At 74.0% G+C, this 22,815-nt stretch carries 15 protein-coding genes, 2 tRNA genes and 1 pseudogene; 10 read left to right on the top strand and 8 right to left on the bottom strand.

Going from position 1 to position 22,815, the window contains the following annotated elements; all coding sequences use genetic code 11:
- Positions 1-470: 470 nt before the first annotated feature.
- From AMIR_RS41990 to AMIR_RS18740, 4 genes and pseudogenes are all read left to right on the top strand, one after another.
- A pseudogene (locus tag AMIR_RS41990) lies at positions 471-779 on the top strand (GH92 family glycosyl hydrolase); the annotation flags it as partial.
- A complete protein-coding gene (locus tag AMIR_RS18750; RefSeq protein WP_245554663.1) occupies positions 779-2,701 on the top strand; it encodes a glycoside hydrolase family 92 protein in 1,923 nt (640 codons plus the stop codon). The pseudogene AMIR_RS41990 and the gene AMIR_RS18750, both read left to right, overlap by 1 nt.
- A gap of 350 nt (positions 2,702-3,051) precedes the next feature.
- Positions 3,052-3,678: a hypothetical protein gene (locus tag AMIR_RS18745; protein ID WP_015802529.1), complete on the top strand. Its 627-nt coding sequence runs from the start codon at positions 3,052-3,054 to the stop codon at positions 3,676-3,678.
- 96 nt (positions 3,679-3,774) lie between these two features.
- Positions 3,775-4,617 (top strand): alpha/beta hydrolase, encoded by an 843-nt coding sequence (locus AMIR_RS18740; protein ID WP_015802528.1) that lies wholly within the window; start codon positions 3,775-3,777, stop codon positions 4,615-4,617.
- Between the two features lie 6 nt (positions 4,618-4,623).
- Here the strand turns inward: AMIR_RS18740 and AMIR_RS18735 are convergent, their stop codons facing one another.
- On the bottom strand, positions 4,624-5,244 hold the full coding sequence (locus AMIR_RS18735) for a TetR/AcrR family transcriptional regulator (protein ID WP_015802527.1): 621 nt from the start codon (positions 5,242-5,244) through the stop codon (positions 4,624-4,626).
- Positions 5,245-5,327: 83 nt separating this feature from the next.
- On the opposite strand from AMIR_RS18735, the gene AMIR_RS18730 reads away from it, so the two are divergent.
- On the top strand, positions 5,328-7,061 hold the full coding sequence (locus AMIR_RS18730) for an ABC transporter ATP-binding protein (RefSeq protein WP_041837990.1): 1,734 nt from the start codon (positions 5,328-5,330) through the stop codon (positions 7,059-7,061).
- 1,444 nt (positions 7,062-8,505) lie between these two features.
- Positions 8,506-10,347, top strand: coding sequence for an ABC transporter ATP-binding protein (locus AMIR_RS18725; RefSeq protein WP_015802524.1), 1,842 nt, complete (start codon positions 8,506-8,508; stop codon positions 10,345-10,347).
- Positions 10,348-10,559: 212 nt separating this feature from the next.
- On the opposite strand, the gene AMIR_RS18720 is transcribed toward AMIR_RS18725, so the two are convergent.
- From AMIR_RS18720 to AMIR_RS18695, 6 genes are all read right to left on the bottom strand, one after another.
- Positions 10,560-11,300 carry an STAS domain-containing protein gene (locus tag AMIR_RS18720; RefSeq protein ID WP_015802523.1) on the bottom strand — a complete coding sequence of 247 codons (741 nt, stop codon included), beginning with the start codon at positions 11,298-11,300 and terminating at the stop codon, positions 10,560-10,562.
- Between the two features lie 97 nt (positions 11,301-11,397).
- Positions 11,398-11,823: an RNA polymerase sigma factor gene (locus AMIR_RS18715; RefSeq protein ID WP_015802522.1), complete on the bottom strand. Its 426-nt coding sequence runs from the start codon at positions 11,821-11,823 to the stop codon at positions 11,398-11,400.
- 1,090 nt (positions 11,824-12,913) lie between these two features.
- Positions 12,914-15,496, bottom strand: coding sequence for a hypothetical protein (locus AMIR_RS35915; protein WP_015802521.1), 2,583 nt, complete (start codon positions 15,494-15,496; stop codon positions 12,914-12,916).
- A gap of 93 nt (positions 15,497-15,589) precedes the next feature.
- Positions 15,590-15,665, bottom strand: a tRNA-His gene (locus AMIR_RS18705).
- Positions 15,666-15,703: 38 nt separating this feature from the next.
- Positions 15,704-15,776: transfer RNA gene (locus AMIR_RS18700), tRNA-Trp, on the bottom strand.
- Positions 15,777-15,932: 156 nt separating this feature from the next.
- Positions 15,933-16,892, bottom strand: a complete 960-nt coding sequence (locus AMIR_RS18695) for an arabinan endo-1,5-alpha-L-arabinosidase (protein WP_015802520.1) — start codon at positions 16,890-16,892, stop codon at positions 15,933-15,935.
- A gap of 194 nt (positions 16,893-17,086) precedes the next feature.
- Here AMIR_RS18695 and AMIR_RS38235 point away from each other — a divergent pair, with 194 nt between their 5' ends.
- On the top strand, positions 17,087-17,713 hold the full coding sequence (locus AMIR_RS38235; RefSeq protein ID WP_015802519.1) for a hypothetical protein: 627 nt from the start codon (positions 17,087-17,089) through the stop codon (positions 17,711-17,713).
- Here the strand turns inward: AMIR_RS38235 and AMIR_RS18685 are convergent.
- Positions 17,683-18,735, bottom strand: coding sequence for an AraC family transcriptional regulator (locus AMIR_RS18685; RefSeq protein ID WP_015802518.1), 1,053 nt, complete (start codon positions 18,733-18,735; stop codon positions 17,683-17,685). The genes AMIR_RS38235 and AMIR_RS18685 overlap by 31 nt on opposite strands.
- A 71-nt stretch (positions 18,736-18,806) precedes the next feature.
- Between AMIR_RS18685 and AMIR_RS18680 the strand changes: the two genes are divergently transcribed.
- The 3 genes from AMIR_RS18680 (at position 18,807) to AMIR_RS18670 (ending at position 22,788) form a co-directional block, all read left to right on the top strand.
- Complete coding sequence (locus AMIR_RS18680; protein WP_015802517.1) at positions 18,807-20,261, top strand: flavin-containing monooxygenase; 1,455 nt, start codon at positions 18,807-18,809, stop codon at positions 20,259-20,261.
- A gap of 59 nt (positions 20,262-20,320) precedes the next feature.
- Positions 20,321-21,994: a GMC oxidoreductase gene (locus tag AMIR_RS18675; protein WP_015802516.1), complete on the top strand. Its 1,674-nt coding sequence runs from the start codon at positions 20,321-20,323 to the stop codon at positions 21,992-21,994.
- Positions 21,995-22,164: 170 nt separating this feature from the next.
- Positions 22,165-22,788 carry an acetoacetate decarboxylase family protein gene (locus AMIR_RS18670; RefSeq protein ID WP_015802515.1) on the top strand — a complete coding sequence of 208 codons (624 nt, stop codon included), beginning with the start codon at positions 22,165-22,167 and terminating at the stop codon, positions 22,786-22,788.
- The last annotated feature ends 27 nt before the right edge of the window (positions 22,789-22,815 follow it).

The raw sequence follows: 22,815 nt of genomic DNA, 5'->3' as shown, positions 1-22,815 counted from the left end.
GGCGGACCACGGGCCCGCCCGGCGATCAAGCCTGGGCCGGGAGCCCGTCTCGGTAGTGGCCGTAAGCGGCCGACCCGGCAGTCACGGGCATGAGACTAGCCCCCTGTCCCACTCCTCGGCAAGCGGGGTGAACACCCGGTGGCACACACGTGGAATCGCTTCCACAAGTCCTTTCCGGTGGACGGGAACCCCGCCGCGCGCTTCCCCGGACCCCCGGACGCCGGGTAGACCGGACGCTTGTCCGGAACCGGCGGGAAAGGGCGGTGGCGTGTGCGCGCGTTCGCGGTGGGACTGGTGGGCCTCGCGCTCGCCTCGGGACTGACGGCCACCCCCCAAGCCGTGGCTTCCACACCCCAAGCCCTTGCTGCACAACCAGTCCGGTCACCGACCCGGTCTCCCACGTCGACCCGCTGATCGGCTCGGCGAACGGCGGCAACACCTACCCCGGCGCGGCGGGCGACGTGCCGATCATGCCGTTCGTCGGCGAGGTCGCCTCCTCGCCCACCGCCGACGTCCGCGACCAGGTCTACGCCAGCGACTTCCGGCACGAGGACGAGACCGCCACCCCCGGCCGCCACACCGTCGCCCTGGCCTCCGGCGCGTCCGCGGACCTCGCCGTCACCACCCGCGCGGGCATCGGCGACTTCGGCTCCCCCCAAGGGAAACCGGCCGCGCTGCTGTTCCGCACGTCGAACTCGCTCAACGGCAGCGAGGACGCCGAGACCACCATCGACCCGGTCGCCCGCACGGTCTCCGGCTCGGTGCTCACCGGCGCGTTCTGCGGTCGCCGCGCGAACGGCGGGGCCAACAACAAGAAGACCTACTACCGCTGCGCGTCGGGATCTCCTACACCAGCGCGGAAGCCGCCCGCCGCACCCTCGACCACGAGATCGGCCGGGCCGCCACCGTCGACCGCGTCGCCGCCGACGCCCGCCGCGAGTGGAACGACCAGCTGCGCTCGGTCGAGGTCTCCGGCGGGACCGACGACCTGCGCACCACCTTCCACACCGCGCTGTACCACGCGTTCCTGCAACCGAACGTCACCAGCGACGTGACGGGCGCCTACCTCGGCTCGGACCGCCAGATCCACCGTCTCGAACGCGGACAACGCGCCCAGTACGGCAACTTCTCCGGCTGGGACCAGCACCGAGCCCACACCCGGCTCCTCGCCCTGCTGAAGCCGGGGATCGCCTCCGACCACGCCCAGTCCCTGCTCAACCTGGCCAAGCGGAACGGCGGCGTCTGGGACCGCTGGGTGCACGTCAACGGCCCCACCCACGTGATGACCGGCGACCCGTCCGCGCCCGCCCTGGCCGGGACGCACGCCATGGGGGCCGAGGACTTCGCCGTGCGCGGCGCGTTCGACTCGCTCGTCGCGCAGGCCACCACCCCGCACCCGGACGGCCTGTCCGACAAGGGCTGCCCCGGCCAGTGCGAGGGCCAGCGCCCGAACCTCGCCGAGCACCTGCGCCTCGGTTACGCCCCGCGGGACACCTGCCACTGCTGGGGAGGCGCCGCCGAGACCCTGGAGGCCGCCGTCGCCGACGCCGCGCTCGCCGACTGGGCCGGGAGGCTCGGCCGCGCCGACGTGCGCGCCGCGCTGCTGCCCAGGGCGAGCTGGTGGCGCAACACCTTCACCCCGTCCGCCGGGGACACCGGCCACCAGCAGGCGCGCGGCAGCGACGGCGGCTGGACGTGGCCGTTCAGCCCGTCGTCCGACCTCGGCTTCGCCCAGGGAACCAGCTCCACCTACACCTGGATGGTCCCGCAGGACGTATCCGGGCTGGCCGCCGCGATGGGCGGCGGGGACCGCGCGATCACCAGGCTGGACGCCTTCTTCCGCCGCCCCGACGGCTCGTGGGCCACCGGCGGCGACGGCCTGCGCTACGACCCGACCAACGAGCCCGGCATCCACACCCCGTGGCTGTACAACGCGCTGGGCGCGCCGTGGAAGACCCAGGAGACCGTGCGCGCCATGGCATCCCTGGTCTACGGCGCCGGTCCCGGCGGGCTGCCCGGCAACGACGACCTGGGCACGATGTCCGCCTGGTACGCGTTCGCCGCGCTCGGGATCTACCCGCAGACCCCGAGCCGGGCCGAGCTGCTGCTGTCCAGCCCGGTGTTCCCGAGGGCCGTGCTGCACCGCGACGGCGCGCCGGACATCACGATCACCGCGCCGAACGCGTCGGCGGAGAACGTGCACGTGCGCGGCGCGAAGCTCAACGGCCGCGCGCACGACCGCTCGTGGCTGCCGGAGTCCGTGGTGCGGCACGGGGGAGTGGTCGCGGTCGACGTGGCCGCGACCCCGAACACCGCGTGGGGCGTGCGCGAGCTGCCCGTGGACCACGCGACGCCCGCCGCCGCCCCGGTGCCGAACCTGCCCGGCCCGTGCGCCCCGGTCGACGGCTGGTGCGCGCGGGACCTGACCGGTCAGCGCGACGTCGACGGCGCGGCCACCGCCGACGCCAGGCACCAGGGCGACCTGGACGGCAAGGGCTGGAGCTTCCCCGCCGAGCAGCTCCCCGCGCCGGGGCCGCAGGTGGTGGACGGCGTCGGCTACCGCGTCGACGGCACGGCGGACGGCCGGACCGCGCGCCTGTGGCGGGTGACCGTCCCCCTGGACCCGGACCTCCGCACCACCTCGATCGTGCTGTCGGCCAACCCGAACGTGAAGGTGCTCGCCCTCAGCACGGCCGGCTGAGCCCGCCGGACCATCCCCCGCGCGGGGAGCGGGTGCGGCATGATGACCGCTGGTCCCGACGTGCGGCCGGACCCGTCCGGCCGCACGTCGACCACCTGCCAGGGGGATGGCCCGCGCGGGTCGGGTGAGCGCGCCGCCCACCCGCCACTCGATCGGCCCACGTGCCGCGCGCCGCCGGGGGACCACCGTTGCGCCGGTCCGACCCAACCGCGTGGCATCCGTGGCACAGGTGGGGATTTTCGGTGACCTCCGGTGCACCTTGGTAGTGGGCGAGCTAGGGGTCGACGCCTGCCCCCGCCGCCCACCGGGACCGCGCAACGACCTGCGCGGCCCGACCGGAAGGGGCCCCGATGATCCATCCCGCTCCCATCCCCCGTCCCGACGAGGTCGGTGACCGGGCCGAGACGATGGCCCGGTTCCTGCGCGAGGTCCCGCTGCCGTTCACCAGGGTGCTGTCGCTGTGGGTCGGCTACGGGGTGCGCCGCGAGCCCCGGCTCGCCGACCGCGTCCACCACCTCACCGCGCGCCAGGGCAGGCTGCTCGGCGGGCTCCCCGAGGGCACGCCGGTCACCCGGCGCGAGGGCTACCTGGTGCCCGGCCTCGGGCCGTCCGGGCCGAGGCTGGCCGCGGTGACCGCGCTGCTGCACCAGCCCGCGCTCCACCTGGACGCGCCCCGCCGCGCCGAGCTGGCGAACGGGTGCGCGCCGCTGGGGACGCTGCTCAGCGACGTGCGGCGGGTCACCCACTACGCCTGGTCCGTCACCGGGCCGACCGACGACGCCGACCCCGACCTGGAGGACCCGCTGCCCGACCTGGCCGACGACGTGCCCGCGCTGCGCTGCCAGGCCACGCTGCTCAGCTGCGGGCGCCCGGTCGCGCTCGCCCGCGAGACCGTCTACGAGGCCGCCCTGCTGGCCCGCCGCCCGCCCGACCTGCTGCCGCACCTGCGCTCGGGGCCGTACGGCGTCGTGTCCTGAGCGCCCGCGGTCCGGGGGCGTGACGGAGCGGTCGGGCCCCCGGACCGCGCGGCACCTGGTCGTGCGGGATCTTCACCCGGATGGTGTAGTTGCGGGGTGCTCAAGAAGGTTGCCCGCTGGGTCGTCCCCGGCGTGTGCGCGGCGGTGGCGGTGTGGGTGCTGGCGACCAGGTGGGGCAGCGTGCTGTCCGCGCACCCCGCGTACCTGGTGCTGCTGCTCGCGGTGGGCGCGGCGGGGCTGCTGGGGCTGATCAGGCCGGTCCGGTACCGCTGGCTCGTGCTGCCGCTCGTCCTGGTGGTCCCGCTGGCGTGGCTGCGCCCGTTCCCCGCCGACGGCGCACCGCTGGCCGCCGGCGTGCGGGTCGTGGACCGGTGGGACTCGATCGAGCTGCGCCCCGAGCAGGGGACCCCGACCGAGGGACTGGTGTTCTTCCAGGGCGCCCGCGTCGACGCCCGCGCCTACCTGCCGCTGCTCTCGCGGGTCGCCGAGCGGGGCGCGCTGGTGGTCGTGGTCAAGGCCCCGCTGGACTTCGCGATGCTCGCCCCGACGGGCGGCCTGCTCGACGGGCACCCGGAGATCACCCGCTGGACCTCGGCGGGGCACTCGCTCGGCGGCGTCGCGGCGTCGGGCCTCGCGGCGGACGACGACCGGGTGCGGGGCCTGCTGCTGTGGGCGTCCTACCCGGCGCAGGACCTGTCGGGGCGGGACCTGGACGTCACCTCGGTCAGCGGCGACCGCGACGGCTTCACCACGCCGCAGGACGTGCTGGACAAGCGGCCCCTGCTGCCCGCGGGCACCCGCTACGAGGTGGTGCCGGGCGCGGTGCACGCCTTCTTCGGCGACTACGGCCCGCAACCGGGTGACGGGGAGCCCGCCACCGACCGGGCGAGGGCGCAGGACCGGATCGTGGAGGTCAGCGCCGAGGCGCTGGGCCTCTGACCGCGCTCACGCCCCGCCTGCCCCCTCCCGGCGGGCCAGCCCGTGCAGCAGCGGCAGGAACACGTCGTCCACCAGTTCCTCCAGCACCCGCCGCGACAGCGGGCCGCAGCGGGTCAGCGACTCGGACCTGATCAGGTCCAGCGGCACCCGCTTCACCCGCGCGGGCAGCTCCAGGGGCGGCAGCTCGCCCCGTCCGACCGCGCGCTCGACCACCCCGTCCAGCGCGTGCCCCAGCGGTGACGGGCACAGCAGCTTGTCGCTGACCAGCACGACCACCTCGGGGTTGTGGAAGGCCTCCCAGGCCATGCCGGTCCGGTCGCCCGCGCGCGCCGCGCCCAGCCCGGACTGCCCGGCGATGCCGCTGAACAGGGCCAGCAGGTCGGTCCGCAGGTCGCCCCGGTCCTCGGGGCCCGGCCAGCTCGGGGCGCGCTTGAGCCACGCCGCGAGCACCATCTCGGCCCGGCTGGGCCACCTCCGGTAGATCACCGGTTTACTGGTCCTGGCGCGAGCGGCCACGCCGTCGATGGTGAGCCGGTCGTAGCCGACCTCGTCCAGCTCGTCCCACACCGCGTCGAGGATGGCCCGCTCGAGCTCCTCGCCGCGGCGGCGTGTCTTCGCCTCGGTCACATTACCCCTTTAGATACGTTGCGTTTCTTAACCACCGGGTCTACCTTCCAATTAGACACGAAGAGTTTCCTATGGGGGAGTCCGTGCTCATCCGCTTGCTCCGCGGCCACCTGAGGCCGTACCGGCGAGAACTGACCGCCGTGCTGGTGCTCCAGCTCATCGGCACGATCGCCTCGCTGTACCTGCCCAGCCTCAACGCCGACATCATCGACTTCGGGATCGCCAAGGGGGACAACGGCTACATCATGACGACCGGCGGCTGGATGCTGCTGGTCTCGCTGGTCCAGATCGCCTGTTCGGTGGGTGCCGTGTACTTCGGCGCGCGCACCGCCATGAGCTTCGGCCGGGACGTCCGGTCGGAGGTGTTCCACCGGGTCGGCTCGTTCTCGGCCCGCGAGGTCGCCCAGTTCGGCCCGTCCTCGCTGATCACCCGCAACACCAACGACGTGCAGCAGGTCCAGGTGCTGGTCGTGATGGTGTGCACCCTGCTGGTGTCCGCGCCGATCACGTGCGTGGCGGGCATCGTCATGGCGCTGCAGGAGGACGCGGGGCTGTCCTGGCTGCTGCTGGTGTGCGTGCCCGCGCTGGCGGTCTCGCTGATCCTGATCGGCCGCCGCATGGTGCCGCAGTTCCGGCTCATGCAGGAGGGCGTCGACGCGGTCAACCGGGTGCTGCGCGAGCAGTTGGCGGGCATCCGCGTGGTGCGCGCGTTCGTGCGCGAGCGGCACGAGACCCAGCGCTTCGCCAAGGCCAACGCCGACCTGAGCCGCACCGCGCTGCGGGCGGGCGCGCTGATGGCGCTGGTGTTCCCGATCGTGATGCTGGTGCTGAACGGGTCCGGCGCGGCCGTGCTGTGGTTCGGCGCGGCCCGGATCGACACCGGCGAGATCCAGATCGGCGCGCTGACCGCGTTCCTGAGCTACCTGATGCAGATCCTGATGTCGGTCATGATGGCCACCTTCATGGCGATGATGATCCCGCGCGCGGCGGTGTGCGCCGAGCGCATCATGGAGGTGCTCGGCACCGACAGCTCGGTGGTCCCGGCCACCGACCCGGTGACCGCGCTGCCCGGTCCGGCGTCGGTGGAGTTCCGGTCGGCCGAGTTCCGCTACCCCGGCGCGACCGATCCCGTGCTGCGCGACATCTCGTTCCGCGCCGAGGCCGGTCAGACCACCGCGATCATCGGCAGCACGGGTGCGGGCAAGACGACGCTGCTGTCGCTGGTGCCCAGGCTGATCGACGTCACCGGCGGCGAGGTGCTGGTGAGCGGCGTCGACGTGCGCGCGGCGGGCGCGGAGGCGCTCGGCGGCGTGATCGGCCTGGTGCCGCAGCGGGCGTACCTGTTCTCGGGCACGGTCGCCAGCAACCTGCGCTACGGCAACCCCGAGGCCACCGACGAGGAGCTGTGGGAGGCCTTGGAGGTCGCGCAGGCGCGGGGTTTCGTGGAGGCGATGGAGGGTGGTCTGGAGGCCCCGATCGCCCAGGGCGGCACGAACGTGTCCGGGGGCCAGCGCCAACGCCTGTCGATCGCCAGGGCTTTGGTCCGCAAGCCCGCCGTCTACCTCTTCGACGACGCCTTCTCGGCCCTGGACCTGGCCACCGACGCCCGCCTCCGAGCCGCCCTGCGCCCCAGGACGAGGGAGGCGGTCGTGATCGTGGTGGCCCAACGCGTGTCGACGGTGGTCGACGCGGACCGCATCGTGGTCCTGGAGAACGGCGCCGTGGTAGGCGTGGGCGCCCACGCCGACCTCCTGGAAACCTGCCCGACGTACGTCGAGATCGTCGAGTCCCAGCTAACCCCGGAGGCGGCGGCGTGACCACCCCACCCCGCCCCACCCCCAGGCCCACCCCCACACCACTCACCGCGCTGCCCCAGCCTCCCGCGCCAGCGCCACCTGCTGCCCTGACCCGCGCTCCCGCGCTGGCCGGGGTTCCCGCGTCAGCGCCATCTGCTGCCCTGACCCACGCTCCCGCGCTGGCCTGTACTCCCGCGCCAGCGTCGCCTTCCGCGCTGACCCGCGCTCCCGTGCTGGTCCAGGTTCCCGTGCCAGCACTACCTTCCGCGTTGACCTGTGCTCCCGCCCTGGCCGAGGCTCCCGCGTCAGCGTCGCCTTCCGCGTTGGCCTGCGCTCCCGCCTTGCCCTGGGGTCCCGTGCTGGCCGGGATTCCCGCGCCAGCGTCGCTTTCCGCGTTGGCCTGCGCTCCCGCCTTGCCCTGGGGTCCCGTGCTGGCCGGGATTCCCGTGCCAGCGCCACCTTCCGCCTTGGCCTGCGCTCCCGCGCTGGCGTCACTCTCCGTCCTGGCCTGTGCTCCCGCGCTAGCGCCACCTTCGGCCTTGGCCTCTGCTCCTACTCCAGCGCCACCTTCCGCGTCGACCTGGGCTCCCACTCCAGCGTCATCTTCCGGCCCGACCTGTGTTCCCACGCCAGCGTCACCTTCCGCGCTGGCGCTGCTCCCCGCATCGGCACCGACTCCCACACCAGCGGGGTCCTCCGTACTGGCGCTGTTCCCCATGTCAACGCCGAGCCCCGTGCCAGTGCCAGTGCCAGTGCCGCCCTCCGCCCCACCGAAGCCACCGTTCCACCCCACCAAGCCACTCACTCCTCGCAGGGAAGCGCCCACACCGCTGGTCGCCCTCCCCCTGAGCACCGTTTTCCACCGCGCTCCAGGCCACCACCACACTTCGGGCCTTCACGGCATTTCCGGTGTGCCAACTGCCCCAGGTGCTCCCCACCGCAACCAACCCACCCGACTCAACCGCAGCCGTGCTCACCACCCAGCGGCCACCTCGCCGGGCCTCCCCACACCCACTCTCTCCAGCTCACCGTGCGTCGCCCTCCGACGTCCATCCCGAGCTTCCCTTTCCCACACCCCAGCGAAGCCCGACCACGGCTCACGCCCGGTCCCCGCTGGCACCCTCCTCCCCGCACCCACTGCTGACCTGTTCCCCGTTCCCGCCCCCGCTCTCCTCTTTCCCCGTGTTCGCGCCCGCGTCCTCGATCGCGCCGCTTCCACCCCACTCGGGTCCCCGCTGCTCGGGTCCCGGCCGTCCGCGCCGTCCGCATCACCGGTGCTGCCCGCATCGCCCGCGCTGCCCGCATCACCGATGCTGCCGGTGCCACCGGCCCTGCCCGCGCCGCCCCCGTTGCCCATGCCGCCCGCGCCGCCCGCGTTGTCGCTCGCGCCGTCGTCCGCGCCCAGAAAGGCTCACCAGTGACCACCACCCAGTCCCAGGCGGCCAGGCCGCAGCCGCGTGGACCGATGGGAGGCGGCGGGCCCTTCGGGGGCGGGATGCCGCCGATGGGCAAGGCCCACGACTTCAAGCCGTCCGCCAAGCGGCTGGTCGGCAGGTTGAGCCCGGAGCGCGTGCCGTTCATCGGGGTCGTCGTGCTCGGCGTGGCCAGCGTCGCGCTGTCCGTCGCCGGGCCCAAGGTCCTCGGGCACGCCACCGACATCATCTTCAACGGCGTCCTCGCCCGGATGCGCGGCGTCCCCGGCGCGGGCATCGACTTCGCCGCGCTCGGCTCGGTCCTGTCCTGGGTGCTCGGCCTCTACGTGGCGTCGTCGGTGTTCGGCTACGTCCAAGGGCTCCTGCTCAACGGCGTCGTGCAGCGCGTGGTCTACCGGCTGCGCGCCGACGTCGAGGACAAGCTGCACCGCCTCCCGCTGCGCTACTTCGACAGCCAACCGCGCGGTGAGCTGCTGTCACGGGTCACCAACGACATCGACAACATCGCCACCACCCTCCAGCAGACCATGAGCCAGCTGCTCGTCTCCGGTCTGACGCTGATCGGCGTGCTGGCGATGATGGTGTCGATCTCCCCGCTGCTCGCGCTGATCGCACTGGCCCTGATCCCGCTGTCGATCATCATCACCTCGCGCATCCGCAAGCGGTCGCAGGCGCTGTTCGTGGCGCAGTGGAAGCACACGGGCGACCTGAACGCGCACATCGAGGAGGCGTTCAGCGGCCACCAGCTCGTCAAGGTGTTCGGCCGCCAGCGCGAGTCCGAAGAGGAGTTCCGCCGCCGCAACGACGACCTGCTCGGCTCGGCGCTGGGCGCGCAGTTCATCTCCGGCCTGATCATGCCGCTGATGATGTTCCTGTCGAACGTCGGCTACGTCGCGATCGCCGTGGTCGGCGGCCTGCGGGTGACGTCGGGCTCGATGACGCTCGGCGAGGTGCAGGCGTTCATCCAGTACTCCCGCCAGTTCACCCAGCCGCTGACCCAGGTGGCGGCGATGGCGAACCTGCTCCAGTCCGGCGTCGCCTCGGCCGAGCGGGTGTTCGAGCTGCTCGACGCCGAGGAGCAGGTCCCCGACCCGGTCGAGGAGCAGCTGCCCGCGACCCGCAGGGGCCGGGTGGAGTTCCACGACGTCAGCTTCTCCTACCTTCCCGAGCAGCCGCTGATCAAGCACCTGTCGCTGGTCGCGGAGCCGGGCAGCACGGTCGCGATCGTCGGCCCGACCGGCGCGGGCAAGACCACGCTGGTCAACCTCGTGATGCGCTTCTACGAGCTGGACGAGGGCCGCATCACCCTGGACGGCGTGGACATCACCGCGCTCAAGCGTGAGGACCTGCGCTCGCAGATCGGCATGGTCCTCCAGGAGACGTGGCTGTTCGGCGGCACGATCAGGCAGAACATCGCCTACGGCAGGCCGGACGCGACCGAGGAGGAGATCCTGACCGCCGCCAGGGCGACCTACGTGGACCGCTTCGTCCGCACCCTGCCCGACGGCTACGACACCTTGATCGACGAGGAGGGCGGCAACGTCAGCGCGGGCGAGAAGCAGCTGCTGACGATCGCGCGGGCGTTCCTGGCCAACCCGTCCCTGCTGATCCTGGACGAGGCCACCAGCTCGGTCGACACCCGGACCGAGTCGCTGGTCCAGCACGCGATGGCGGCGCTCCGCTCCTCCAGGACCAGCTTCGTGATCGCCCACCGCCTGTCGACCATCCGCGACGCCGACCTGATCCTGGTGATGGAAGCGGGCCGGATCGTGGAGCAGGGCACGCACGAGGAGCTGATCACGAAGGAAGGCGCCTACCACCGGCTGTACTCGGCCCAGTTCGCGGAAGTGGGGGAACACGACGAGAAGAGCTGAGCGCACCGAGGCGGGCAGCGGAGCCTGACCGGTCGTCGTGGCGGAAGCCAAGCCCTGGCCCCAGGCCAAGCCCGACCACAGCCCGAGCCGCGCACGGCCCAGCCGCTCACCACAGCGGCGGTGCGCCAAGCACCGCCGCCTGTGGCGGGCGTGGCTGGCGGGCGTGGCTGGCGTGGACCTGAGTGGGGTCGTTCGGATCCGGAGGTTCGGGGTCAGATCGGGTCCAGGAGGGCCCACACCGCCTTGCCGCCCACGGCGGGGGCGGTGCCCCACTGGCTTGCCGCGTACGCGACCGCGTCCAAACCGCCGCTGCGGTCTCGGCGGCGGTTCGGCAGGGTGGGGCAGCGGTCCTGGACCGAGATCCTGAGGTGGCCACGGCTCAGGTGGTGGCGTATCAGGCGGTCAGGGGGGGTGTGGTCGTCTGCGGTGGTCAGGCGCAGCCACAGGTCGGTTCTCGCGTGCGCGACGGCGTTGTCGGTCAGCGCCGCCGCGACCAGCGCCGCCGCGTCCAGCAGGCCGGTCAGGCCCCAGGTCAGGCAGGTGTCGGTCGCGAACAGCCTCGCGCGCACCGGGCTCACCGGGGTCGGAGGTAGGTGGATGCGGCGGTGGCGGGGGCGTGGGACCGGTGCGGTGGCGCGCAGGGCGCCTGCCAGGTCCGGGCTCACGGGCAGGCGCTCGCGGATCCAGTCCGCCACCGGGCGCGGGCTCACCAGTGCCAGGGGGATGCCCGGCCACTTGTCCACCCGGTCCGCCACCTGGCACAGCAGGCCCAGCAGCGCCGGTGCGGGGATCTCGGTCCTGGTCAGGTCGACCACCAGCGCCACCGGGTGATCGGCCGCGACCCGCAGCAGCGCTTGGCGGAGCGGAGCGGCCGTGGACAGGTCCAGTCTGCCCACCGGGCGCATCAGCGCGGCGCCCGCTACGTGGGACAGGTGGCAGCGCATGGCCGTCAACGGGGAACCTCCTCCGTCTCGCGGATCACCGCGCGCGCCGGTGCGCGTGGTGCCACGTGATCGTGTGGTGCCGCGCGCTCGCGGGACGCGGCGGGCGTCACGGTGTGGTCCCGCGTCTGCGCAGGTGCCTGCGGGCGTGGTTGCGGGCGACGCGCAGCGCGCGGTCCACGTCGGGCACGGTGGAACCGGTCAGCCTGGCGATCGAGTTCCTGGTGGTCCCGTGCGCGAGCAGCGCCAGCACCCGCAGGTGCCCCACCTCCAACCCGGCCGCGTCCACCAACGCCCACGCCGCGTGCAACCGGTCCACCACGTCCTGCGCGTGATCCGGCTGCGGGGCGGGCAGGAGGGTGGCGTTGCGGCAGGCTCGGGCGTGCGCGTGCCGCCTGTGCAGCAGGGCGGTGCAGCGGCGCCACAGAACCGTGTCCAGCAGACCGTCGAAGCCCTCGCGGTAGAGGCGGGGGAGGGACATGACGGTGACCAGCACGTCGTGCACCACGTCGTCGGCCTCGTCGGCCAGGCCCAACCGGACCGCCGCGCCGTGCAGGCGGGAACGCCTGCGCAGGCACAGGTCCCAGGCTTGGGACTCGGTGAGCAGGGTGGGAGCGTCGACCGGGGGAGTGGCGGTAGTGGTGGCGGCGGCTTGTGGGAGGGCCGATGCGCGTAGAGCGGCGGCGGCGGCGCCAGCGGGAGCGGTGAGGGGAGCGGTGGCGGAATCGGGGAGTGGTTCTAGAGCGGTTGCGGAAAGCGCTTTCCCTCGAGGGTTCGCGGTGCTCGACCAAGAGGGAGCGGCGAGGGCGGCGGGGGCGCCAGCGGGTGGAACTGGGGGAGTGGTGACGGCGGATAGAGCGGTAGGGGCTGATGGAGCGGTAGGCGTGGTGAGAGCTGAGGGGGGTGGGGAGGTTGTGGGGGGGAGGGGTAATCGGAGGGTGCGGGTTGCCGTTGGGGGTGGCGGAGATGTCGGGACGGGCCTGAGGTTGCGCTGTGGATTCGCGTCCCCTCTCACCGCGCACCCCGCATGATCAACCGACATCTCCGCGTTCGCGCGAGGTGGGAGGCCACGCACCGCCTGCCCCGCGCTCGGCCCCATCTGGCCATGGACCAGGGTGCCCGACGTGCCTGCGCTCTGGCCAGGGTTGCATTTCCCCGGTTTTGTTGGGGCGGCTCGATCGGGTGAACTTGGGTCTGCTTCGGTGGCTGCGGCCGGGGTGGGATGTGGTGTTTGGTGTGGCGCGCGTGTTTCCTCCGCCTCTGTTTGGCGACTGTGCGCCTGGGGTTTGCCACTCACCGTCAAGGTGCTGGTCAGCGTTAAGCGAACGGGTGAAACTGGTGGCGTGCTGACCCAGTTCCTGACTGCTGCGGGTGTGCTGGCCGTGGTGACGATCGTGCCCGGACCGGACATGGCCGTGGTGACCAAGCGGGCCGCCACCGCCGGGTGGAGCCCCGCTGGTCGGGTTCGGCGTCAAGGTCGCGTTCTCCAACCCCTGATCCGAGCCCCCGCGCTGACCACCCGGCGCTGCCGTCCCCGACGGCGCCCCCGCGGGGGACGCAAGTCTGCGGGCGCTCAAGGCAGGCCGAAGCCCTGAGCGCCCCCGGCCGGCTCACCCCCGCCCGGCTCACCCCCGCCGGCGTTCGCGGTCGGTCATCAGCCAGTGCGTCCCGTCCGTCCACCCGAGCAGCCTCCGGCCGCCGCCGGGGGTGGCGCCCTCGGCGTCGAAGCGGCCTCCGGACAGCACGTGCTCCAGGCCGAGCACCGCTGGCTCGAAGGTGCGGAGCAGGTTCAGCGCGCCCGTCGACCCGCGCAGGTGCGCGACCAGCTCGCGGCGCTCCCGCTCGTCGCAGTACCCGAGCAGGAACACCGCCTGACGCCACGCGTAGGCCACGTTCTTCACCAGCAGCAGCCCCTCGTGCCACGTCCGCTCCGGCTTCGCCAGCCGCCCCAGCCCGCGCGTGATCCAGTCGAACACCCCGGTCACCAGCCCCGCCGCGACCGGGCGCAGGCGGTCGGTCAGGTCGAGGCCGTCCACCAGCGCCGCGAGGTTCTGCGTGGTCAGCACCTGGCCCTGCTCCAGCACCATCCCGTTCCCGACCACCCGGCTCCGGCGCGCCGACGCCCCCGCGCGCCGCGAGCACTCCTCCCCGAACCACCGCGCCACCTCCCGGTGCCAGAACCGGCGCTTCCGGTCCACCAGCTCGGGCGGCTCGACCAGGTCGTAGTACGCGGCGTACGGCGTGCCGAGCGTGACCCGGTGCGCCACCACCGCCGCGTGGTGCCACTTCGGCGTGAAGCGGCCCATGAAGATGTCCGCCGCGATCTCCTCCACCAGCGGCACGGGAACCCCCGCCTGCTTCGCCAGCGCGCCGAACTCGGACACCAGCGGGTTCGGGGTGACTGAGTGCGGGAACGACGTCAGCGCCAGCAGCGCGGTCTGCTCCAGCGCCTCACGCGCCGCCCGCCCGGCGTCCTGCCCGGCCGAGCGGAACACGTCCAGCGCGGTCACCCACGGCAGCTCCTCGAACCGCACCTGCGACTCCAGGTCCAGCAGCAGCAACGTCCTGCGCCGCCGGAACGCCGCGTACGCCTGCTCGCGCAGCGCCCCCGCCACCGGGTCGGACAGCCCGGCCGCGAGCAGCCGCGCCGTCACCTGCGGCAGCACCTCGGCCAGCACCTCCCCGGACGGCACCACACCGCGCCGCACCAGCTCGGCCAGCGGGGCCTCCAGCGCGCGGTCGAGCTTCGCCAGCAGGTGCGCGGGGAAGTCGCTGCCCTCGGGCAGGCCCTCACCGGGGGCCACGGGGGCGGACACCGGCTCCAGGGAGGGGAGGCCGCCGTCAGCGGGGTAGTGGCGCAGCCGGTCGGCCAGCACCGCCGCGAACGCCGCGTGCGTGGGGGTCGCCACCACCTCGGCCTGCGCGGCGCGCAGCTCGGCGTGGTGCTCACCCCGGCGGGTCAGCGCGTTCGCCAGCGCGCGGCGCACCCAGCCGACCTCGCGCGCGGACAACGCCGCGCTGAAACCGGCAGCCGGGCCGATCGCGCCAGCAGCACCGGGCACGTCGGCAATACCGGGCGCGCTGGCAGCGCCAGGCACGTCGGCAATACCGGGCGCGCTGGCAGCACCGGGTGCTCTGGCAGCCGCGCTGGGCCCGTCAACCGCGCCGGGAGCACCGGCTGTGCGGGAAGCACCAACTGCGCCGAGCCCGCCAACCGTGCCGAGCCCGCCAACTGCGCCGAGCCCGCCAACCGTGCCGGGAGCACCAACCGCGCCGGGAACGCCAACCGCGTCGGGAGCACCCGCGCCGCCACCACCCCCGCCCCCATCCCCCGAGCACCGCAGCAGCGCTTCGCGCAGCCTGCTGAAGTTGCTCCGGGGATGCGCGTGCCGCCCGCTCGGCGCACCCGCCTCCGCGAGCTTCGCCAGCCACTCCTCCCGCCGCCGCGCCCAGTCCCCAGGCCACACCCGGCAGGGCCAACCGCCCCGCACCGCGCCCGCCTCGTCCAACCGGGGCGCCTCGCCCTCGACGGTGGACGCCCACAGGTCGACCAGCTCGTCGTGCAGCGGGTTCCACACCCCCAGCGTCTCCCGCATCGCCCCGACCTGCGCGGGCACCACCCTCCGCCGCAGGGCGGCGCCCAGCTCCGCCACCGGGGTCCGCCGCACCACCGACCCGCTCATCGTGGACCACGCCGCGCGCCGGGGCGTGAACCGCAGCCTGGGCAGCCACGGGCCGATCGCGTCCAGCACCCGCAGCGCCGCGTCCGCGTGCCCGGACGCCAGCAGCACCGCCACCGCCGGGATCGCCGCCTCCTCGGGCGCGTCGACCCGGTACTCCCCGGACTCCACCAGCCCCAGCAGCCCGGCCCGGCCCTCGTCGCCCAGGTGCCACCAGTTCAGCCGCTCGCGGTCGGTGCCGCCGGGCACCCCGGCGGGCAGCGCGGCCAGCAGCGCGCGCTCCTCCTCGTCCGGCTCGACCTCGGCCACCAGCCTCCCGGTGGCGAACCCGCCGTGCGCGACCTCCGGGGTCACCCACGCGGGCACGCCCGACACCGGGGTGCGGCTGCCCACGGTCAACGACCCGTCGGCCATGCCCCGGAGCACGCCCGCCCACTGCGCGACCTTCTCCGACGAGGCGGGCGCGGACTCCAGCGCGCGCAGGAACTGCGCGAGCGCGTAGGGGGAGGGGGCGGTGTGCTCGGACATGGCTGTGCTCCGGTGGGGACGTCGCTCCGCGTGCGGGACGCGCGGCCCCGGACCTGGCCGGGGCCGCGCGACGAGAGGCGAGCGCGGGGTGGGTGGACATGGGGGCCGGACTCGAACCGGCGCCTTCCCGGTCCACAGCCGGGCGATCTGCCACCTGATCCACCCCATGGTGGTCCCGCGCTCCCGGACCACGGCGGTCCGGTCTCGACATGGAGGCGGGAGTCGAACCCGCGACTTCCCGGTTTGGAGCCGGGAGCTCTACCACCTGAGCTACTCCACGATGGTCGGGGCCTCGCGACTCCGTCCACAGCAGACCATAAAGCGCTCACCCGCCCGTGTCGCCCCGGTTTTCCCGCGAGGGCGCGCCCCGACCAACCGGCCGGGGCGCGCCGGGCGACCCGCAGAGCAACCCGCCGGGCAACCGCCGAGGAGCGGATCAGTGCAGGTAGGGCCACCCCGCGGAGTCCCACGCCAGCCAGTTGATCCCGAGCTGCGAGGCCCCGCTGTCGGTGTAGTAGTGGTACGTGATGATGTCGCTGTCGGAGTCGCTGAACACGTCCTGGTGACCGGGCCCGTGGACGCTGCCCTGCCCGGCCAGGATCTCCGTGCCGCCCCCGGACGTCAGCGCCGTCCCGTTGCGCGCCACGTACGGCCCGGTCACGCTCGTCGACCGGCCCACCATCACCCGGTACGTGCTCGCCGCGCCCGCGCAGCAGCGGTCGAACGACACGAACAGGTAGTAGTACGACCCGTGCTTGAAGATCGTCGGCGCCTCGATCGCGCCGCCGTTCCTGCCCGCGATGGACCGGATCGTGCTGTCCGAGCGCTTGCCGGTCGACGGGTTGAGCTGCACGAGCTTGATGCCCGACCAGAACGAGCCGAAGCTCAGCCACCACCTGCCCTGGTCGTCCACCACCAGGTTCGGGTCGATGGCGTTGTAGTCGTTCGAGCCGCTGGACTCGATCACCAGCCCCTGGTTGGTCCACGACCCGGACGCGCCGGTCGTGCTGGTGGCCAGGAAGATCGCCGACTTGTTCGAGCCGAACGTCGACGCCGAGTAGTACAGGAAGTACCGGCCGTTCTGGTACGACAGGTCCGGCGCCCACAGGTTCCGGCTGCCACCGGTGTACGCGGTGGTCCAGGACGCGCCGTTCGGGAAGACCGCGCCCGCGTTGCGGAACGCGGTGCGGTCGGTGGAGGTCTTCAGCGCGATGTTGTCCCCGGTGTGCGCGACCAGGTAGGTCCCGTCGGGCTTCTTCACGAACGTCGGGTCGTGCACGCCGATGTCGCCGGTGACCACGCCGGGGTACGGGTAGGCCATCGCCTGGCCTGCTCCCGGCAGGACCAGCGCCAGTGCCGCGAGCAGCACCAGCGCGCGCTTCGTCGCTCTTGCCACGGTTCTCCTCGATCCACGGTGATGGAGGGTTCGGCGGCGGCGGACAGGCGTGTTCCGGGAGGCACGACTGGTCCGCCGACCGTAGCGAGGCGGGGCGGTGCCGACAAGGACGGTTCAGGGTGGTGAAATTCCCCGGCGCCCCCCGGTGATCTTCACCCTCGGGGGTGGTCCGCGCGCCCACCGGAAGGACCCCCGTGCAGCTCGCCTCCCCGACCCCGCTGCGGCGGTTCGCCAAGCTCGTCACCGAGGTGCTGGCGCCCTGGGTGTGGGTGGTGTGGCTGCCCGCCGCGATCGGCTGGAGCGCCACCGGCACCGCGTTCGGCGCGCTCGTGTGGGGCGCGGTCGTCGCCGTGTTCGGCGCGGTGATCCCGATGGCGGTGATCGTGCACGGCGCGCGCAGGGGCCGCTGGGACAACCACCACGTCACCCGCCGCGAGGACCGCCTGGTGCCGCTGCTGACCTGCGTCGGGTCCGTGGGCGTGGGCATCGCGGTGCTCGCGCTCGCGGGCGCGCCGCACGAGATGGTCGCGCTCGCGGCGGCCATGGTCAGCACGCTGGTCGTCACCACCGCGATCACCCTCGCCCCCGGCGGGCGCGGCTGGAAGATCTCGGTGCACTCGGGCGTCGCGTTCGGCGCGATCGCGATCCTGGCCATCCAGAGCGGCCCGTGGTGGGCGCTGCTGTGGGCGGCGTCCGCGCTGGTGGCCTGGTCGCGGGTCGAGCTGGGCGACCACACCACCGGCCAGGTGTGCGGCGGCGCGGTGCTGGGCGTGCTCGGCGGCGGCGGGATCTACTCGGCGGGGCTCGTGCTGCTCGGCTGATCGCCCCCGCGCCACGTCGCGGGCGTCACGCCCTTCCAGCGCTTGAACGCGTGGATGAAGCTCGACGCCTCCGCGTACCCGAGCCGCCGCGCCGCCTCCTCCACCGACAGCGCCCCGCCCCGCAGCAACCGCTCGGCCAGCGCCTCCCGCACCTCGTCCAGCAGCTCCCGGTAGCTCGTCCCCGCCCCGGCGAGCCTGCGCCGCAGCGTCCGGGTGCTCACCGACAGCTCCCGCGCCACCCGGTCCATGCCGCAGTCCAGCGCGCCCGGCCCGGCCAGCCGCTCCCGCACCTCGTGCGCGATCCCGCCCCGCTCGCGCCGCCGCGCCACCAGCCTGCGGCACTGCGCCTCGCACGCCGCCACGGTGTGCGGGTCGGCCTGCGGCAGCGGCCGGTCCAGCAGGCCCGCGTCGTACACCGCCGCCGTCACCGGCGCCCCGAACACCGGCCGCAGCCCGAACACCCGCTCGTGGACGGCCACCTCGCCCGGCTCCGGGAACCCGAACACCACCGAGCGCAGCGGCAACCCGCCCGGCAGCAGCTCGCCGATCACCGAGTGCACCGCCGCCAGGTCCCGCTCGGCCAGGAACCGCCCCACCGGGTCCGGCAGCCCGGCGGTGTCCAGCAGCACCCGCACCACCCCGTCCGACACCGACGCGCTCGGGATGCAGAACGCGAAGCTCAGGTCCAGGAACCGCAGCGCCACGTCCACCGCGTCCCGCACGCTCCGGCTGCTCAGGAACGCGAACCCGAGCACCCCGAACGTGGTCGCGTGGTACCTCCCGCCCAGCTCGACGCCCGCGTCGGGCAGCGCCTCCGCGAGCGCCCGCACCACCCGCAGCTCCTGGTGCGCGCTGACCTCCCCGTCCGGGTCGACCAGGTCCGCCGCCACCAGCCCGCTGCCCGCCAGCAGGTCGGTCTCGGCGAGCCCGCGCTCGACCCCGAACCGGACCAGCAGCGCCACGCCCGCGACGCCGCGCGGGAAGTCCCAGTGCCGCACGGCCGGGTCGGCGAGAGGGGGCATGGCCGGAATTGTGGATTCCGCGGCCCCGATTGTCTTGAGCCGATGGGGTGCACCCGGCTTAGCCTCGGCACGTGGACGACGACGTCGACGTGATCGTGGTGGGTGCGGGCTTCGCCGGGATCGGCATGGCCGCCTCGGCGTTGCGCGCCGGGTTCAGCGCGCTGGTGCTGGAGAAGGCGCGGGACGTGGGCGGGGTGTGGCGGGACAACACCTATCCGGGGGCCGCGTGCGACGTGCCGTCCTCGCTCTACTCGTTCTCCTTCGCCCCCGAGCCGGGCTGGCCGCGCCGCTACTCCGGGCAGGCCGACATCCACGCCTACCTGCGACGCGTCGCCGCCGAGACCGGCGTGCTGCCGCGCGTGCGGTTCGGCGCCGAGGTCGTCTCCGCCGACTACGACGAGCCCGCCGCCCGCTGGCGGGTCACCCTGGCCGACGGGCGCGAGCACGTCGCGCGGTTCCTGGTCACCGCCGTCGGCCAGCTGTCCCGGCCCGCCGTCCCCGACCTGCCCGGCGCCGCCGACTACCCCGGCCGCGTCTTCCACAGCTCCCGCTGGGACCACGACCTCGACCTCACCGGGCTGCGCGTGGCCGTCGTCGGCACCGGGGCGAGCGCGATCCAGTTCGTGCCGGAGATCCGCCGGGTCGCCGCGCGGGTGACCGTCTTCCAGCGCACCCCGCCGCACGTCATCCCCAAGCCGGACCGCGCCTACACCCGGTGGCACACCGCCCTCTACCGCGCGTTCCCGCCCGCCCAGGCCGTCGGCCGGGCCACGACGTGGGTCGCGGGGGAGTTCCTCACCGCCGCCATCACCGCCGTGCCCGCGTTCGGCAAGGCCGTCGAGGCCGCGTTCCACCTGCACCTGCGCCGCCAGGTCGCCGACCCCGCGCTGCGCGCCGCGCTCGTCCCCGACCACCCGGTCGGCTGCCAGCGCGTGCTGTTCTCCAACACCTGGTACCCGGCGCTGACCAGCGACAACGTCGACCTCGTGACCTCGCCCGCCGCCGGTTTCACCCCGCGCGGGCTGCGCTCGGCCGATGGTGTCGAGCACCCGGTCGACGTGGTCGTGCACGGCACCGGGTTCGCCGCCACCGAGTTCCTCGTGCCCGTGGCGGTCCGGGGGCGCGGCGGCGCGCTCCTGGCCGACCGCTGGCGCGACGGGGCCCGCGCCCACCTCGGCCTGACCGTCCCCGGCTTCCCGAACCTGTTCGTGCTCTACGGCCCCAACACCAACCTCGGCGGCAACTCGGTCCTGCAGATGGTCGAGCCGCAGGTCGGGTACGTCACCACCCTGCTGGAGCGGATGCGCGCGCACGGCCTGAGCAGCGCCGAGGTCCGCCCCGAGGTCGCGGACGCGTTCGACCGCGAGGTGCAGGACCGGCTCGGCCGCACCGCCTGGGCGCGCTGCCGCAGCTGGTACCGGGTCGAGAGCGGGCGGATCGTGAGCAACTGGCCCGGCCAGGTCTGGGAGTACCGGCGCAGGACGGCGCGCCCCGACCCGAGGCACTTCCGCTTCACCCGCCCCTGACCCCCGACCGCTGATCCCCGACCGCGCGCCCCCGACCCCCGACCACGCTGAGGAGCACCGTGCCCGACTACGACGTCCTGGTGATCGGCTCCGGGTTCGGCGGCGCGGTCAGCGCGCTGCGCCTGACCGAGAAGGGGTACCGCGTCGGCGTCCTGGAGGCGGGCCGCCGGTTCGCCGACCACGAGTTCGCCCGCACCTCCTGGCGGCTGCGCGACTACCTGTTCGCCCCGGCCGTCGGCTGCTACGGCATCCAGCGGATCGACCTGCTGCGCGACGTGCTCGTGCTCAGCGGCGCGGGCGTCGGCGGCGGCTCGCTGGTCTACGCCAACACCCTCTACCGGCCCGGCGAGCACTTCTTCACCGCGCCCGCGTGGAGCGGCACCGCCGACTGGAAGGCCGAGCTGGGCCGCTGGTACGACCAGGCGGAGCGGATGCTCGGGGTCGTGGAGAACCCGCTGACCACCCCGGCGGACCGGGTGCTGCGCGCGGTCGCCGACGACCTCGGCGTCGGCTCCACCTACCACCGCTCCCGCGTCGGCGTGTTCTTCGCCGAGCGCCCCGGCCAGCGGGTGGCCGACCCGTTCTTCGGCGGCGTCGGGCCCGAGCGCGCCGGGTGCACGCACTGCGGCGAGTGCATGACCGGGTGCAGGCACAACGCCAAGAACACGGTGACCAAGAACTACCTGCACCTGGCCGAGCGCGCGGGCGCGACCGTGCACCCGCTGACCACGGTCACCGACGTGCGCCCGGTCGCGGGCGGCTACGAGGTGCGCGCCCACCGCACCGGCAGGCCGTGGCGCACCGAGGTGCTCACCGCGGGCCAGGTCGTGTTCTCCGCCGCCGCCATGGGCACCCAGCGGCTGCTGCACTCGCTGCGCGACCGGGGCGTGCTGCCGGGTATCTCCGCGCGCCTGGGCGTGCTCTCCCGCACCAACGCCGAGGCCGTGCTCGCGGTCAAGGCCCGCACCGACGACGTCGACTACTCGCGCGGCGTCGCGATCACCTCCTCGGTGCACCCGGACCCGCGGACCCACGTGGAACCGGTCCGCTACGGGCGCGGCAGCAACGTCATGGGCCTGCTCATGACCGTGCTCGCCGACCCCGAGCCCGGCAGGGCGCGCTGGCGCAGCGGCCTGGACCGGCTCGTCGAGCAGCGCCGCGACCTGCCCCGCCTGCTGAACCCCAGGCGCTGGTCGGAGCGGTCCGTCGCGCTGCTGTTCATGCAGAACACCGACACCTCCCTCACCACCAGGGGCAGGCGCGGCCCGTTCGGCCGGGGGCTGACCTCGGGGCCGGGGGAGGGGGAGCGCAACGAGGTGTGGAACCCGGTCGGGCACGAGCTCACCCGGCGGGTGGCCGAGAAGATCGGCGGCATCCCCGGCGGGGCCTGGACGGACTTCTTCGACGTGCCCCTGACCGGCCACTTCATCGGCGGCTGCGGCATCGGCGCGTCCGCCGAGAGCGGCGTGGTCGACGCCTACCACCGGGTGTTCGGGCACGAGGGCCTGCACGTGGTCGACGGCTCGACCATCCCGGCGAACCTGGGCGTGAACCCGTCGCTGACCATCACGGCCATGGCCGAGCGGGCGATGTCGCTGTGGCCGAACAAGGGCGAGCCCGACCCGCGCCCGCCGCTGGGGGAGGTGTACCGGGCGGTGCGACCGATCGCGCCCCGCCACCCGGTGGTGCCGCCCACCGCGCCCGCCGCGCTGCTGCCGATCACCCCGGTGTGACGACCCCGCGGGGTCGTCACAAGACCACCGGCTCGTGGCGCACCCCGGCCCCTGGGCACCACCCCTCCGCGACCGGCAGCCCATCGAGGTGCCCGCCCGGACCGCCGTCGTCCTCGCCGAGTCGTTGATCCTGACCCACGCCCCCGACCGCCCTGCGAGAGGATCACCCGATGGACTACCCACCGGAACCCTGGGACCTGCACGGGCACGGCTGCGCCTCGCTCTGGGCGGTCAGGTCCACCCCGCCGCTGCCCGACGGCGTGCGCCCGGTGCGCGTGCTCGGCCGGTCGCTGGTCGTCACCGGGTTCGTCGCCTACCTGCCCGGCAGCCTGCTGCCCTACAACGAGTTGCTCGCCGCCGTCCTGGTCCGCAGGGGCTGGCGGCTCGGCCTGACCATCACCCACATCTGGGTGGACAGCGAGCCGTCCAGGGCGGGCGCCCGCGCCATGTGGGGAATCCCCAAGGAGCTGGCCGACCTGGACGTCACCCGCCTCTCCGGCGACGCCGAGGGCATCGGCGCGGCCCGCCTGGTGCCCAAGGGCGCCACGCTCCCGGTCAAGGCCGCCCTGCCGCTGTGGCAGAGCCTGGGCGGGCGCACCACCCGCACCCCGTTCCGGGCGAGCGGCCGGGCCATGCCCACCCGGCTGGAGTGGCGGTTCGCCGCCAAGGGCCCCCTCGGCTGGCTCCTGCCGCACCGCCCGCTGCTCGGCGCGGTCATCCCGGAGTTCCGGATGCGCTTCGGCAGCGACCGGGCAGACGACCGGGCAGGAGACCGCGCGGGCGGCAGGGGCTGAGCCGCCGGACCGGCGCCCGTCCCGCCG

The organism is Actinosynnema mirum DSM 43827 (genome assembly GCF_000023245.1).
GTDB classification, from domain to species: Bacteria; Actinomycetota; Actinomycetes; order Mycobacteriales; family Pseudonocardiaceae; genus Actinosynnema; species Actinosynnema mirum.
This window is presented reverse-complemented; position numbering and strand designations above follow the sequence as displayed.

Coding starts and splice junctions, on each gene's coding strand:
- AMIR_RS18685 (WP_015802518.1), bottom strand. CDS start 18,735: ATGCCCCCTCTCGCCGACCCGGCCGTGCGGCACTGGGACTTCCCGCGC.
- AMIR_RS18725 (WP_015802524.1), top strand. CDS start 8,506: ATGGGAGGCGGCGGGCCCTTCGGGGGCGGGATGCCGCCGATGGGCAAG.
- AMIR_RS35915 (WP_015802521.1), bottom strand. CDS start 15,496: ATGTCCGAGCACACCGCCCCCTCCCCCTACGCGCTCGCGCAGTTCCTG.
- AMIR_RS18745 (WP_015802529.1), top strand. CDS start 3,052: ATGATCCATCCCGCTCCCATCCCCCGTCCCGACGAGGTCGGTGACCGG.
- AMIR_RS18670 (WP_015802515.1), top strand. CDS start 22,165: ATGGACTACCCACCGGAACCCTGGGACCTGCACGGGCACGGCTGCGCC.